We start from the raw sequence: 14014 nt of genomic DNA, 5'->3' as shown, positions 1-14014 counted from the left end.
GGACCGATTCCGGTCACGTGCCGGGTGGGAATAATCCGGCGCAACCGGTGGTTGGAATAGACAGTGACCCTACGAGTGGCTAATCTCGCGACACAGCAACGAAAGGAACCCCCAATGGCAACCCTCACCATGAACCTCGACGGACTGACTTGTGACATGTGCGTCAAACACATCACCGCCGACCTCAGCGACCTAGCGGGCGTGGAACGCGTCGAGGTGGTGCGTGACGAGGGCCGCGGGGTCGCTACCGTCACCGGCGAAAGCCTGCCCTCCGACCAGGTCCTCACCGAAACCGTGCAGGACGCCGGCAACTACCGCGTCGTGTCCATCAACCGCTAGCTTTTGTTCCTTCGGCTGTCTCAAGTGGTGGTGTGAGGACGGTGCGAGGTCGGCCCGGTGATTTGATGACACACAACGAAACGACAGCTAGTCCCTCCGCGGACCCGGCGGTGGATTCAGCGCTGGACCCGGCCGGGCTGCGCCGGCAAGACCTGGGACGTCGCCTGGTAGTGGCGCTGATTTTTTGTCTACCGGTGATGGCGATTTCCATGCTGGAAGTCCTGCAGTTCCCGGCGTGGCAGTGGGTCGTGGGGGTGTGCAGTCTGCCGGTAGTGGGCTGGTCCGCCGCGCCGTTTCACCGGGGGGCTCTGCGAGCGGCACGAGGGGGGTCCACCACGATGGACACCCTGGTCGCGTTGGGGGTGAGCGTGGCAACGCTGTACTCCTGGGGGGCGCTGATTCTTACTCCCGCCGGCCGTATCGGTATGACCATGAACATGAGCCTGAACCCGCTCGCGGCAGCGCACGAAACAGGCTCCGGGGGCGAAATCTTTTTTGAAACCGCCGTGATGATTACCGTATTTTTGCTGACCGGACGGTATTTGGAGGCTCGGGCGAAGTCCTCGGCGACCTCTGCGCTGCGCGCTTTGCTGTCCCTGGGGGCAAAACAGGCCGTGCGCGTCACCCGTCCCGGCGACCCTCGTGACCCGGCAACCCCGTGGGAAACTGAAACCATCGACGTCGCCGCGCTCCAGCCGGGGGATTACTTTTTGGTACCGGCCGGGGAAAAAATCGCCACCGACGGCATCGTGTTCGAAGGACATTCCACCGTTGACGAATCCATGCTGACCGGCGAGCCCATCCCGGTGGAAAAATCCGTGGGCGATAGTGTGACCGGCGCCACCATCAACGTCCAAGGCCTGCTGGTTGTTGAGGCCACCAAGGTCGGTGCGGAAACGAAACTGGCGCAAATCACCCGGCTGGTAACCCGCGCTCAAGCTGAGAAATCCCCGGTTTCTCGCCTAGCGGACCGAGTGTCGACAGTGTTCGTCCCGGTGGTGATTGCCCTGGCTGTCCTGACTTTCGCGCTATGGCTGGGACGCGGACACCCGTTCCCTGCCGCTTTCACCGCCGGGGTATCAGTACTGGTCATCGCCTGTCCGTGCGCGTTGGGGTTGGCGACCCCGATGGCTTTGTTGGTCGGGTCCACCCGGGCGTCTCGCGCGGGTATCCTGCTGAAAGGTCCCCAGATTCTGGAGGAAACCCGGCGCATCAACACCCTGGTCATGGACAAAACCGGCACCCTGACCACCGGGGAAATGCGCCTGGAGGACGTGACGGTGTCCGCTCCGAGGACCGTGGGGATGGCGTCGCTGGGGAACACTCAGGCTCTCGCATTGGCGGTTGCACTAGAGACAGGATCTCCCCACCCAATCGGGAAAGCCCTAGTCGCAGCGGCAAAAGCGAGGGACTGCGGGAGCGGACCCGCTGCCTTAACCGGATTCGCCACGTTCATCGGACGCGGCGCCGGAGGTTTCGTAAACGGCGTGGCCTATGCGATTGGGAAACCGGAGTGGCTCACGGCGATGGGCGCGGACCTTCCCCCCGACCTGGCTGCGGCGATTGGAGCAGCCCAGTCACAAGGTCGAACCGTGGCGGTGTTGGCTACGGGTGCGGGCTGGTCTTCACAAGGTTCCGGGGACGCCTGTCCGGTGTTGCCAGGTGAGCCGGCCGGTAACGGGCAGCTGACGGCGGAGCGAGCCAGCACGGAAATGACCTTGAAAGTCATGGGAATGACCTGCGCGTCTTGCGTGGCGCGAGTGGAAAAGCGTCTCAACAAACTGGACGGAGTTTCGGCTGTTGTGAACCTGCCCTTAGAAATCGCTACCGTGACCCTCACCGCGGATGTCCCGGCTGAAACCTTGATTGCACAGGTCGAAAAGGTTGGGTACGGAGCCAGTCTGCTGGACAGTGCGGGAACTGCAGACAAACCAGGTCGGGGCAGTGAAAACAATGTCGCCGCCGTAGCGGGAGACTTGCTGCAGGCGCGAGCTCTCGCCGTGTTTACGTTCAGTGACCCGGTCAAACCCGAAGCTGCCCACACGGTTGCCAGCCTGAAAGCTGCCGGTATCGAAACCGTCCTGCTGACAGGGGATCAGCCCGAGCCGGCACACCGGGCTGCCAACCAGGCTGGAATCGAAACAGTCGTGGCAGGGGTCAGCCCGGAAGGCAAGGTTGCCACAATTCGGGAGTTGCAGGACGCTGGCAAAATCGTGGCGATGGTCGGGGACGGTGTCAATGATGCCGCCGCCCTAGCCGCCGCCGACCTGGGGATTGCCCTGGCCACCGGCACCGATGCGGCTATTGGTGCCGCGGACATCACCCTGGTGAACCCCAGTCTGGAGGCAATAACCCAGGCCATCAACGTGTCTCGAGCTACCCTGCGAAACATCAAACAGAACCTCGCCTGGGCTTTTGGGTACAACATTGTGGCGATACCCCTAGCGGCAGCGGGGATGTTAAATCCGGGGCTGGCGGGGGCTTTCATGGCATCCAGCTCGGTGCTGGTGGTGCTGAACTCCCTGCGCCTAAACCGCGTCCACCTGTGACTATACCGCTTAGTCGGTATGGTTCACGGTGACGCGAACCGGGTGACTCGCAACCCTTCGGGCAAATTCGTGCCGGGCGTAGAGACGCTAGACTAGGGGAGGCCAGCGAAGGGACGGTAAAAGTGGCTTCTGAGGATGATGCTGACGCTTTGACGCCGGCGCAGCGCCAACGAGTGCTGTTGGTGTGTTCTATGACCGTCGTGTGTACCCAGCTGTATCTAAACGCAATGAACGTGACTCTACCGGCGATTCGAGCAGATTTGCACGCCAGCACCGGGGAACTGCAGTGGTCGTTGAACATTTATGCCCTCGCTTTGGCAGCCATGCTGATGGTGACCGGAGCTTTGGGTGACCGTTTCGGACGCCGCCGCACCATGATTGTGGGCATGGCGACTTTCACGGTCGGTACCGTGTTGGCTGCCGTAGCGTGGATGCCGCTGGTGTTGATAGTCGGTCGCGGCTTGCAAGGGCTGGGAGCCTGTATGCTGCCGGTTATCAGCCTCGCGGTCATCAACGAGGTGTTTCGCGACCCGGTGGAACGCGCGAAAGCCATCGGGTTTTGGAATGCCCTGCTCGGAGTCGGTTTAGCTGCCGGACCGGTGCTGGCTGGAGCGTTGGTGACCTGGGTCGATTGGCGCGCCGTGTTTTGGGCGCCGCTCCCACTGCTGGCATTGACCCTGGCGGGCATCATCCGCGAAGTCCCCGAATCCCGTGATGAAACCGGGCGCCGCCTGGACATTCCCGGTCAAATTTTGACCGCCATCCTCATGGGTGCCCTGACCTATGACATCATCAGCTTCGGAGAAGGCATTTTTGGTCTCCGCGAGTGGATTCTGGCAGGGATATTCCTGGCAGCCTCCCTCGGCTTTGTGTGGCGAGAGACTCACACACCCTGGCCGATGCTAGATTTTCGTTATTTCCGTTCCGTTCCTTTCGTCGGGTCCCTGGCCGTCATGGAGTTCGTCTTTATTACCCACGGCGGTTTCATGTTCGTGTTTGCCTTCTACCTGCAGCTAGACCTGGGTTTCACCCCGATGCACGCCGGGCTGATGATGCTGCCCCTAGCGCTTGCCAACACAATCGCTGCCGTGACGGCAGGACGTATCGTTGCCACGGGCCACTACCGTGCCGCGTTCCTGGTAGCCGGTATCGGCACCCTGCTGTTGGGCGTCTGCCTGCTGCCCTTGAACAGCACCGGTCCGGTCGCGTTGCTGTTCGTGGCGACAACTCTGGCTGGGGTGGTATTGGCATTTACCAACATGCCGGTGACGAACCGAGTACTGGCAGCCATGCCGGAACGCCAGGCCGGGGTCGCTTCTGCTACCACGTCCACTGCCCGCCAAATCGGCATGTCCTTAGGCATCGCGGGTTTCGGCGCGTTCATGAACCTGGGAGTGGCGCGCGGTCTGCCCATTCACGAGGCTGCCCACCCGGCTTGGTACATCACCATCTTCCTGGGCGCGACAGTGGCCGTCATCGCGGTGGTGGTCACGACCCGCTGGGCGCACGGCACCGCCGCTCGGGTCCGGCAAAGCCTGAGCTGAGCGCGCGCCTGGCGAGTACTTCTGGAGCCTCCAGAATCACGCCTTTTTACATGTCAGGTAGAACCGGTAATCTGCAAGTCCCGCGAGTATCGTTGACCTTGCCAGGAGTGCAGTCACTGCCAGGACCGCGCGCCCAACCGCCTAGCCCAGGAATTCCGGTCCGGCTCGGGACGTCGACTGCGCCTCCGGCACCAGCCCGATTTCCAACGGCTTCGCCACCCGAACGGTCACCATCCACCCGGAAACCGAACAAGACTCCAGGTGAGAGCCGTTCTTGGTAGCGTATTCCCCGGCGGTCACACAACCGTCCCCACCGGTCAACACCGCGGTAGCCCCGGCAATGGCAGCCAAATCGCTAGCCTGGTGAGCGGCGGTCGAACCCACCGCTGCCACCCCTACCTGGGCTAAACCCAAGGTCAAAGCCAGCCCCAGCAGAATCAACCCTAAGGCCATCACGGTTCCGGAGCCGCGCTCCTCACGCAGCCCCTCCCGGAAGGATCCCTGACGGGTTGTTTCACCACGAATCTTCACGAGGAATCACCGCCTGCGCTTTGGCGCTCATACCGAGCGATCCGAGCATCGCGGGCATCTTCTTGGTGGCGCTACACTGCACGTCCTTGCCAGTGGTACTGACGCTCACCGCACCCGCAGCGCCCCCGGCACCCCCCAGCAACCGATTACCGGCTGCCACTGCTGCCGCGCTGTCCTCCCCAATCGCCACCGACCGGCAAGCCGCTCGTGCGGCAGCGTTGACCTGGACTCCCGCCATACCGGCTGCCCCGGTCAACGCCAAAGCCACCACAATCATGATGACTGCGGGAAAGGTTAACGCCAGCTCGGTCGTAACCATCCCGTGTTCCGAACTGAGACGCCGCCCCCGAGCCAGCCAGCGACGCACCAAGCGCCGGCTGAGCTGCTGACGCCAACCTTTCCCCACACCCATCGACATGTTCAGACCTGCAAAGCCGCTTCGATGATGGACTGCAGCGCGCCTTTCAACTCGCCGCCTTTCATAATCATCAACAACAATCCCGCGAAAGCTGCCGCCGCCAGGGTACCGATGGCATATTCCGCGGTTGCCATGCCGTCCTCCTCGCCCTTCAGACGAGCCCAAAAAGACAGTGCCTTCGTTTGCAATGCGCTTACCTTGTTCATTTTCTTTCTCCTTTTTGCAATTTGTCTCGCGGACTTTCCGCGTGACCGCCAGCCGTCACGGTGACGAACTGGCGCCCCCCTTGTGCATTGACAAAGGGAAGTCTGTATTTCCCTCATGAAATGAGGTCCTCAATCGTGGACACCACCACCGGCACAATCCCCAGTGCAAAAAACGCCGGCAACAAACACACCCCCAGGGGAATCATCAGCCGCACTCCTAAACGTTCCGCCGCGTCGACAGCCCGGTGAATCTCCGCGGTTCGAGTCCGCGAAGCCCCGCGCACCAGCAGCGGCACCGGAGAGGCGCCCTCCTCCCACGCCGGCTGCAACACGCTGGCTAAGTCAACCCACTTGGTATCCGCTTGTGCCCACGCCTCGTCCCAATCCGCCCCCAACAGCAGCATCCGCGCCACCACTGCCAAATCCGCCTCCTCACTCGCCGCTGACACAGCTTCCAGAGTGGACGTCAAAGACACTCCGTTTTGCTGACAGGCCGCAATAATGTCCATCGCCAAAGTCGGATCAAGACCCGTCACGGAGCTGCCGGTAGCCTGGCGAATCATCGCTGCGGACCACAGGTTTCCTGCCACCATCAGACCCAAACCAATGACGAAAACCCAGGTATTAATACCGCCTCGAAAAGCCATATCAATGACATCCACCCCGATAAACTGCGCCATCCCCAGCGCCGCCAAAGGCAGCACTCCCAGCAGGCGCGCGGTAGCTTTAGGGCCGACCTGGGCGGTGTGACGTTTCGCGGCGGTCTCTAGCGTGGCGGCAATCCCGTCCGCAACCCGGTTCAAAATCTCTGCCAAGGGGGCTCCAACCTGGGTCGCTACCTGGGTGGCAATCAACATACCCCGCAAGGCTTGCGCGGCGGCTTCGGGATGACGTACCCGCGCCAGCGGGTTTGTTTCCGTCGTTCGCCCCGCCCGCCAGTGATTGAACCGTTCCCACAGTCCCGGCCGCGGATGAGCCACAAATGCTTGTATTGCCGCGTAATCCAGACGTGCATCCAGACGATGCAAGGTGGTGTCCCAGGCGTTTGCAATGCTGGCACCCGCCTCCAAACGAGTAGCAATTTCCGCACACAACAGCCCCACGTCTAAATCCCTCAGCCCCCGCGGTGCCGGGCGCCTGCTCCGCCGGGAAAACACCGCACGCCAAAGTGGCACTCTCTCCATACTTTTCGCGCTGCGAACACCCCCTGCCTCGACGCGAGAGGATAGGTCGCGCGGTTGTGATTCACGCCCGCTGCGTGACCCCATCCCCGCTAACAGTCCCGCCCCCGCGAGCAACACCACCGCTACCACCACGGTGACCAGCTGTGTCGAATCCATCAGCCCACCCCCTGAATGTCTGCCAAAACGTTGACGGACCCGGACGGCACCTGATTACGTTCCCCCACGGGGTTCCATTCCAACTGGGGAACTTGCCATTTTGGTGGCGGTGTGAGGGTGGCAACTCGGCTGGTTTCCGCCAGTTCCGGGCAGGAATGCAACAATTCCGAGTCGGAACGCGACCCAGGGCCCGCATGTCCCAGTTTCGGGGTCACAAGGGCGGTGCTGCGGCTGGGAGTGTCAGTTACGGTGGCGGGGGAACCTACCGCAGCGGAAACGGTCGATGTTGAGTCTCGCGGCGGCTCGGGCAATTCAAACTGGACAGCAAAATCCCGCCAGCCCTCTAACCGTTGTACCGCCCCAGTCTGGGGATCGAAATCCAACACCGCTTTTGCTGCCAAAGCCCCATCAGCACCACGGACTAACCGTGCCAACTGCACCACCGCGCGACGCACCCGACCGTCCTGATTACGAAACCGGCGCAGATGCACAATGACATCGAAAGCCGGCAGGGATTGGGCACACAAAGCCTCACGGTTCATGCCCGCTAAAGCCCCCAGAGCCTCCAAACGTGCCGGCACCTCCAGTGCCGAATTGGCGTGAACCGTCGCCCAACCGCCGCGATGACCCGTATTCAACGCCGAGAGCATTTCCCGGACTTCGGCACCCCTAGCCTCACCCAAAATCAAACGATCCGGGCGCATCCGCATCGCAGCCTTTACCAAATCGGACAGAGACACTCCCCCCGCTCCCTGCACGTTAGCCCCCCGTGCCTGCAAATGAACCACGTGGGGATGCGCGGGGCGCAGCTCCGAAACCTCCTCGATACAAATGAGGCGTTCATCCGGGGCTGCCAACCCCAACAAACACGCCAGCAAAGTCGTTTTCCCTGTACCGGTAGCCCCGGTAATTAATCCCGACGCCCGCACCTGCACCAATCGGCGCAGCACCTTAGCCAGCCATGACGAAACCATGCCAGATGCCACCACCGTCTCTAAAGGTAGCGCCACCGGACTGGGCACCCGCAACGAAATCACTGCCGAATCCCCTGACAGTGGCGGCAAAACGGCGTGCAGACGCACTCCCGAAGGCAAGGTCGCATCGACAATCGGGGTCGCGTCGTCGAGCCGTTGCCCGGCCGCGGCAGCCATCCGCACCGCTGCCCGGCGCAGCGCCACGGCTGACCCCATGGAAAAATCCGGCACTTTTTCCAAACCCGCTCCGGCATCTATCCAAGCTTCTTCAGGGCTGTTGACCAGCAAATCCGTGACTCTGGGTCGGGTCAGCAGGGAACCGAGCGGCTCGTCGACCCCCTCTAAAGATTGACGCAGCCCGCGGGCGCCCTGTGCCAACTCTCCGGTGGTGGTGGCAGCGGGAGCCGTCTGTAAAATTGCTTGCGCCGGATCTAAACCGGTCGCGACCAGGCGTCGCATTTCCCCAATGTTCATCGTCGTGTCCTCAGTTCCAAATGCAGCAGACTTGCCGCGAGAGTTTCCGTGCAGTGCGTCACTTTTCGGGGCAGCGGGGCAGTGAGCCCTTCACAGCCGAAACTGTCCCAAATCCGCGCCGAATAGGACCAGTCCGAAACATCGATTTCCGGATGAATTCCGCGCAGCGCCCGGCGGGCCTGACGCGGGGGCAAGCCTCCGCCGGGAACTACGATGAGGTGAGCGGGACAAGGAAACTCCGGGGACAGCGTTTCCCACGCCAGCAGCGCCGCGCGGGAATAATCGGCGACCCACACGACGGCATCCGCCTGTGTGGTTCCTCGCGAAGTTCCTGTCTCAGATAGCGCAGGTACCCCCGCTCCGGAACCCAAATCCAGCACCAGGCACGGGAAAATCCCTGCCAAGTCGCGCAGTACGCCGGCAACAGTCTGGGGACGGACTATGGACCCCGAACTGCCCAGCAACGCCACGTTCTCCCATATGGGCAGTCCCGCCGCGGCACGAAAACCCGGAATTTGCCCGGTCGTCTGCCAAGCCTGCCAATCCAAATCAGCCCCGCTGACTGGCGCGACCCACGCGTCCAAGGGCAGATAGGAGCCACTGCAGTCCACCCAACAAACCGGAGGTAACGCACTAAGCCCCCCGCTGCCGCTAGTTCCGTCGCGGTCACCTGCAAATCTGGCTTCGCGTCCTCTGTTTCGGGAACGTTCGCAGTCGCGCCGGGGTTCACCAGGGCGTTCGTCTCTCGGTTCGGTCTGTGCCACTACCGCGAGGGCATGTGCGAGCAATCCGGCGATGACCGTCGTCTGTACTCCCGGCACCAAACCGCGAACCATGACGGTGAAAGCACTGCCAGACTGTGGGAGCATGAGACCCAACACTTCACGTTCATCAGCTGGCAAAACCAGCGCCGGTCCCATTTCCGCCCTGCCGTTAGTCTCTCCCTGCAGACGTACCAGGTAGGTTCCCGTCGCCAATCGTCCCGGAAAGGCGGCGGCGGCTTGGGCAGAGCAAAAGACCGGACCGGCGCACGTTCCGGACCAGTCTCGCGGCGCCATGACCCGCAAATCCGCAGCCGCGAGCGTGGCGAGCATTTCGAGCTGCTCCCGCCAGGCTTTCTCGTGCGGTTCGCACAGCAGCGTCACCGTCTTGAAGGTATTGACCATGCCCCCAAGTTTTCGCTGCCGGCTGGCAGAGAAAAAGCGGAAAAATTTTTACCTGTGGAAAACCCCAAAATCCCCACCCTGTGGAAAACTGTGGAAAGCGTGGCACTACCTGGGAAAACCTGTAAAACTTGACTCATTTTTGGGGAAGTTTAGTATAGCGTAGCCCCCGCGTTATACAATGGCTCGGTGTCAGATAACCTTCCGCAGCCTCCTCGGAATCCGGTTCCTCCGCAGGGAGGCGGTCCGCAGCAGCGCCGCCAGGAGCAGCCGTTCTTTCCTCCTGCCCGCCCGCAGGTCCCGGTTAATCCCATGCAACCTGGTCAAATATCCGGCAATCCTCCCGTTCCTGCCTGGCGCCCCGGTCCCCAGACCGTTCATCCTCGGGTGCTGCCGTCTCGTTCCGCGGTGAGACGCGGATTGGTCTCTCCGCAAGGGCAGCCCGTCCCCAACCCGGCACAAAACGTTCCTAATCAACCTTTTCCGGCGGCAAACAGGGGTATCCCGACTGTCCCTCGTGCGCCGATGGCACCGATGGCACCGACCGTTCCTGCTGCTCCTGCCGTCCCCGTCCCTCCGGCAGCGACTATTCCTCCGGCTATGACCGCCCCTGCTGCTCCTGCTACGCCAGCTGCACCTGCCGTGCCTACTGCACCCGCTGCTCCTGTTGTGCCCGCTGTCCCGACACCTCAACCGGCTCGTTCCGGTCAGCCCCAGCCCGTTCCGTCTACCCCGATTGGCGCTGGCGCCCCGCCTGTCGCGCCGGACGAAGAAATTGACGAGACAGAAACCGCCGCTTGGAGGACTGAGCTCGCCGCCGCTGCCGCTCAAAACGAATTCGAACAAGTTGAGGCTCCTGAGAGTTTGAATCCCGAACCGGCTCCGACAGAGCCCCCTGCCAAGCGACCCGGCACTTGGAAACGTTTGTCACACCTGCGCGATCAGTCTCGTACCCTAGCGAAAACCGGGGTACCCAATCCTCCGCCCAGCACCCTGCGCGCCAATCTCATCGGAATTCTTACCGGTCTGTTGGTGGCACCCCTCGCGATGATTTTCCTGATTTGGGGTACGAAAACCGTGATGGATGCCAGTTATGGCGCAGGCGCGGTCGCCATCTTCTTGGGAATTTTTGAAATCCTGGCGGGAACCGCGCTGCTCTCCATAACCGGCGTAATCACGGGATATTACTCGTCGTTATCCTGGGCGATTTCTGCGCTCTGGCCCGTGCTGCTGACGGTCTTGGCTAGCCCGATTCGGGGCTTGGTGGCTTCTCATAACGACACTTTGACGGGAGCTTCGCAGTATTCGCTGTGGTGGGATTTCTTGGACGGAGTCTCGACCTTGACGGCGTCTGGATTGTTCCCCACTATGGCAATAGTCATGGTCGGGGCGTCTTTGGCAGCCCAGATTGCCTATCTGGAGGGGCGGGACTTCGCTTTGCTGGAGCACCAGCTCGGCGAAACCAATGACCGGGAGCCAGGTACTCCTATCGCCCCGCCTTCACGCCTGAAGTATCACTTGCGGGCGATTGTGGTTTCGGTTGTCTGCACGGTCGCGGGCATGTTGTCGTTGATTCCGCTACACGACCGGTTGGCAGTAATTACCGGAGCGAGCGGTCACCTGTCCAAGCTGCCGGCGGTCGCGACTTACGGACTGCCGATTCTGGGTATCCTGTTGCTGTTCATAGCGGTTTATTCCGGCTCTCGTTCCGCTGCGGGTTTGATGTTTGCCGGGGTGACCTGCGGCGTCATCCCTGGAGCGATTCTGGCTTTCGGTGAAGCGTCAACTTCCGGATGGGCGGAACGCCTGGTCAGGATGCTTTCTGATTACCTCACGGCGTCCATGCATGTCTCGGGCGGACCGCTGATGACTTTCGGCTTTGTACTGATTGCCTGTGCTTTAACGTTGTGGTGGTGCCGTCAATCGGGTGTGCGTGATCAAAAGGCAGATCTTGAGGCTGGTGCGTAGTCGGTCTTTCTCGGGTGTTCACCAGGGGTGAGCACGGGTTTTCGTTACGGTCTTCGGTTTTTCTCCGCGCGCCTAGTGAGCTTGGTCACTCTCGTGCGCTAACGTGAGTTCCGAGGTGACTGACGAAGGGAGACTCCCGTGACCGAAGAAAATCAGCCGGCAGAACTGCCCGACTACCTGCGTGATGCGTCTCAGGACGCCGCAAAGCCGTTGGACGGAGAAGTTGATGCTGCCGAAGTGTGGGCGCAGGCTTTTGCGCAATCCGGTGGAGACTCCGATACCGATGCTAATGCCGCTGCCGGTGCGCAGACAGAATCCACCCCGGAAACCGTAGACACCGAGGCGGACTCACCCAAACAGCCCCAGGATCAGTCAACCACCATTAGTCCTGATAGTGAGGAAACTGCGGTTGTCTCGCAGACTTCAGTAGCGAATAGCGACACCTCTGCGCTCGCTTCTGCACCTGTGCCGGAGCCGGAGCCGGAACCCGATCCGGTCAGTGACACCTCGACGCAAGCCTGGTCCTCTTTCCTCAACGAAGAAACCATTGCAAATGCCACTGATTCTGGTGCTGACGTGGTTGACGCTAATGACAAGGCTGCCACCCCTGTGCCCTCCGCCGATGACGTGGAAACCACGGTAGTGCGACGGAAGTCTCTCTTGGGAACAGAACCCAATCCAACCCCCCTGACGAACGCGGCTGCTGCTGACGCTATGACGACCGCGGAATCTGACCCGAAATGGCAACCGCGTCAACCGGAACTTTTGGGTAATGAAGACAAAAAACTCAACGAGTCCACCATATTGGCAGGCGCCTCTATCAAGCCGGCGAAGTTGAGCCGAGCTGGGGCACATGCCTGGTCCCTGGTGATCAGCATCATTGGCGTTCCTTTGGCGTGGGCATTTTTACGCCACGCCGGGGGGTTGCTTTACGGCTCCAACCATTCTGCATGGGAGACAGGCAAATACTCTTTAGAGGGACTCATCTTCCTGATTTTGGGTTTGGCAGCGGTCATTTTTGTCGGCAGTGTGGTGCGATTGTCCTCGCTGGGGATGTTTGTATCCGGAATTGTGCTCACGGTGCTGGGGGGCGCTTTCGTAGTGGTTCCCGGAGTGATGAAAAACGCGATTGGCTCCACTCTGCACGGACTGCAGGACAGCCCGCTGATGGCGCTGAAGGTGCTGAGTTACCTCATCGAATCTGCCGGGGCCTCGGGACAATTCCTGATTATCGGCATCCTGCTGATTATGATCGGCGTGGTGGGACATACCGCACGCCGCAAAGGTAGGGTGGACCAAATCGCTGACAAAGCCTTGGCACGTGCCGAAAATGCATAGTTTCCAGCAGTAACCAAAGGTTTAGATGAGGGAACGTCCGCGGTGGTGAGAAACAGCGATTTGGCAAGCCTGGGCGTAATCTGGGCAGAAGTGCTGGCGGGAATGGGTGCCAAGGTACACCAGACCGATTTAGAGGCGCGGTTTCGCCTAGCTGCTGAGGACACCCTGCAAGACCGAATTTTTCACTTGCATACGGGAAAAGTTAAGCTCACCCGCTCCACTTCGATGGGGCGCGATCACCTCCTGGAAGTGCTGGGGCCGACGGATACCATCGGTCTTAACGCCCTAACCGACCTCTCGGCGGGGGGTGGACAGGGGGTATCCCACCCCGGTCAACGAACTTCCACGGTCGCCCAACACCCCGAAAAATCGGGAACAGAGGGTCTGGACAGTACCCATCGTAGCTCCGGGCAAACCCCCGCCCGGATGTGGTTTTCTAGCGCCACCACCCTGGAACCGGTACGTCTGGACTGGGTTTTAGTCACGGATGCACGGGATTACCTGGAGAAACACCAGGCGCTGCACCTCGAGGTGCTGCGAGCCTTGAATCGGCAAACGGAGCTGCTCTATCAACGCACTATGGCGCTGCGGGATGTCGACGTGCCGGGACGTATCGCGGCAGCACTGCTGGAACTAATGGAAAGATTCGGTCAACCGCTAGAGGCAGAGACTACCAGTCAGTCCCAGTTGACCGGAGAGAGTGCCGCGAGCGACCAAATGTCAGGACAAAGCCCATCGGCAGTCGCGGGATTAAATGGTGAAAACCCACGAGAGTCCGGTCTTCCCACCACCGGGGTACGGCTGCCACATGGACTGTCCCAACTGGAGTTAGGTCAGATGGCAGGAGCCAGCCGGGAGACTGCTAACAAGGTGCTGGCAGATTTCATTGCCCGCGGCTGGATTATTCAAAAGCGCCGGTCAATTATCATCGTGAATCAGGAAAGGTTGCGGTATCGGGCGTCATAAACCGCCCTAAGGGCGCGCCCGAAACCGTCAAACGCTAAGCCAAAGGTCGTTTGAAGTAAGCGACCAGGGAATCTCCGCCACTCGGCCCGGGCACTATTGTCACCAGTTCCCAGCCGTCCGCGCCAAACTGATCCAAAATCGCTTTTGTGTTATGCACCATCACCGGTGCCGTCAAGTATTCCCACTTTGTCATAAAACCCACCT

Annotated in this window: 13 protein-coding genes; 6 read left to right on the top strand and 7 right to left on the bottom strand. The window is 61.0% G+C overall.

The genetic code is table 11. From position 1 onward, the window contains the following. The first annotated feature begins 63 nt into the window (after positions 1-63). From HMPREF0574_RS05670 to HMPREF0574_RS05660, 3 genes are all read left to right on the top strand, one after another. Positions 64-339, top strand: coding sequence for a heavy-metal-associated domain-containing protein (locus HMPREF0574_RS05670; RefSeq protein ID WP_236585797.1), 276 nt, complete (start codon positions 64-66; stop codon positions 337-339). Positions 340-404: 65 nt separating this feature from the next. Further along, complete coding sequence (locus HMPREF0574_RS05665) at positions 405-2888, top strand: heavy metal translocating P-type ATPase (RefSeq protein ID WP_036324931.1); 2484 nt, start codon at positions 405-407, stop codon at positions 2886-2888. A 122-nt stretch (positions 2889-3010) separates the two neighbouring features. After that, on the top strand, positions 3011-4432 hold the full coding sequence (locus HMPREF0574_RS05660) for an MFS transporter (RefSeq protein WP_004007754.1): 1422 nt from the start codon (positions 3011-3013) through the stop codon (positions 4430-4432). Positions 4433-4573: 141 nt separating this feature from the next. Here HMPREF0574_RS05660 and HMPREF0574_RS05655 read toward each other — a convergent pair whose 3' ends face one another. The 6 genes from HMPREF0574_RS05655 to HMPREF0574_RS05630 all read right to left on the bottom strand — a co-directional run bounded on the left by HMPREF0574_RS05655 (position 4574) and on the right by HMPREF0574_RS05630 (position 9541). Next, positions 4574-4963, bottom strand: a complete 390-nt coding sequence (locus HMPREF0574_RS05655) for an Rv3654c family TadE-like protein (RefSeq protein WP_004007753.1) — start codon at positions 4961-4963, stop codon at positions 4574-4576. Continuing rightward, positions 4947-5381 carry a TadE family protein gene (locus HMPREF0574_RS05650; protein ID WP_004007752.1) on the bottom strand — a complete coding sequence of 145 codons (435 nt, stop codon included), beginning with the start codon at positions 5379-5381 and terminating at the stop codon, positions 4947-4949. Before HMPREF0574_RS05650 ends, HMPREF0574_RS05655 begins: the two co-directional genes overlap by 17 nt. Positions 5382-5383: 2 nt before the next feature. Then, positions 5384-5587 (bottom strand): DUF4244 domain-containing protein, encoded by a 204-nt coding sequence (locus HMPREF0574_RS05645; protein ID WP_004007751.1) that lies wholly within the window; start codon positions 5585-5587, stop codon positions 5384-5386. Between the two features lie 113 nt (positions 5588-5700). Further along, on the bottom strand, positions 5701-6927 hold the full coding sequence (locus tag HMPREF0574_RS05640) for a type II secretion system F family protein (protein ID WP_004007750.1): 1227 nt from the start codon (positions 6925-6927) through the stop codon (positions 5701-5703). Continuing rightward, positions 6927-8375 (bottom strand): TadA family conjugal transfer-associated ATPase, encoded by a 1449-nt coding sequence (locus tag HMPREF0574_RS05635; protein ID WP_004007749.1) that lies wholly within the window; start codon positions 8373-8375, stop codon positions 6927-6929. Before HMPREF0574_RS05635 ends, HMPREF0574_RS05640 begins: the two co-directional genes overlap by 1 nt. Next, positions 8372-9541 carry a hypothetical protein gene (locus HMPREF0574_RS05630; RefSeq protein WP_004007748.1) on the bottom strand — a complete coding sequence of 390 codons (1170 nt, stop codon included), beginning with the start codon at positions 9539-9541 and terminating at the stop codon, positions 8372-8374. The genes HMPREF0574_RS05635 and HMPREF0574_RS05630 overlap by 4 nt, the downstream gene beginning before the upstream one ends. A gap of 186 nt (positions 9542-9727) precedes the next feature. On the opposite strand from HMPREF0574_RS05630, the gene HMPREF0574_RS05625 reads away from it, so the two are divergent. The 3 genes from HMPREF0574_RS05625 to HMPREF0574_RS05615 all read left to right on the top strand — a co-directional run bounded on the left by HMPREF0574_RS05625 (position 9728) and on the right by HMPREF0574_RS05615 (position 13810). Next, positions 9728-11506, top strand: coding sequence for a hypothetical protein (locus HMPREF0574_RS05625; RefSeq protein ID WP_004007746.1), 1779 nt, complete (start codon positions 9728-9730; stop codon positions 11504-11506). Positions 11507-11644: 138 nt separating this feature from the next. Beyond that, a complete protein-coding gene (locus HMPREF0574_RS05620) occupies positions 11645-12844 on the top strand; it encodes a hypothetical protein (RefSeq protein ID WP_004007745.1) in 1200 nt (399 codons plus the stop codon). Between the two features lie 42 nt (positions 12845-12886). Beyond that, a complete protein-coding gene (locus tag HMPREF0574_RS05615) occupies positions 12887-13810 on the top strand; it encodes a Crp/Fnr family transcriptional regulator (RefSeq protein WP_004007744.1) in 924 nt (307 codons plus the stop codon). Between the two features lie 34 nt (positions 13811-13844). On the opposite strand, the gene sp36 is transcribed toward HMPREF0574_RS05615, so the two are convergent. Beyond that, positions 13845-14003, bottom strand: a complete 159-nt coding sequence (gene sp36, locus HMPREF0574_RS09610) for a Sp36 family protein (protein WP_004007743.1) — start codon at positions 14001-14003, stop codon at positions 13845-13847. Between the last annotated feature and the right edge of the window lie 11 nt (positions 14004-14014).

Source organism: Mobiluncus curtisii subsp. curtisii ATCC 35241, from assembly GCF_000146285.1.
Classification (GTDB): Bacteria; Actinomycetota; Actinomycetes; order Actinomycetales; family Actinomycetaceae; genus Mobiluncus; species Mobiluncus curtisii.
This window is presented reverse-complemented; position numbering and strand designations above follow the sequence as displayed.

What these genes read in the sequence shown, in the direction of transcription:
- HMPREF0574_RS05665 (WP_036324931.1), top strand. Translation starts at nt 405, where the DNA reads ATGACACACAACGAAACGACAGCTAGTCCCTCCGCGGACCCGGCGGTG.
- HMPREF0574_RS05650 (WP_004007752.1), bottom strand. Translation starts at nt 5,381, where the DNA reads ATGTCGATGGGTGTGGGGAAAGGTTGGCGTCAGCAGCTCAGCCGGCGC.
- HMPREF0574_RS05645 (WP_004007751.1), bottom strand. Translation starts at nt 5,587, where the DNA reads ATGAACAAGGTAAGCGCATTGCAAACGAAGGCACTGTCTTTTTGGGCT.
- HMPREF0574_RS05640 (WP_004007750.1), bottom strand. Translation starts at nt 6,927, where the DNA reads ATGGATTCGACACAGCTGGTCACCGTGGTGGTAGCGGTGGTGTTGCTC.
- HMPREF0574_RS05635 (WP_004007749.1), bottom strand. Translation starts at nt 8,375, where the DNA reads ATGAACATTGGGGAAATGCGACGCCTGGTCGCGACCGGTTTAGATCCG.
- HMPREF0574_RS05630 (WP_004007748.1), bottom strand. Translation starts at nt 9,541, where the DNA reads ATGGTCAATACCTTCAAGACGGTGACGCTGCTGTGCGAACCGCACGAG.
- sp36 (WP_004007743.1), bottom strand. Translation starts at nt 14,003, where the DNA reads ATGACAAAGTGGGAATACTTGACGGCACCGGTGATGGTGCATAACACA.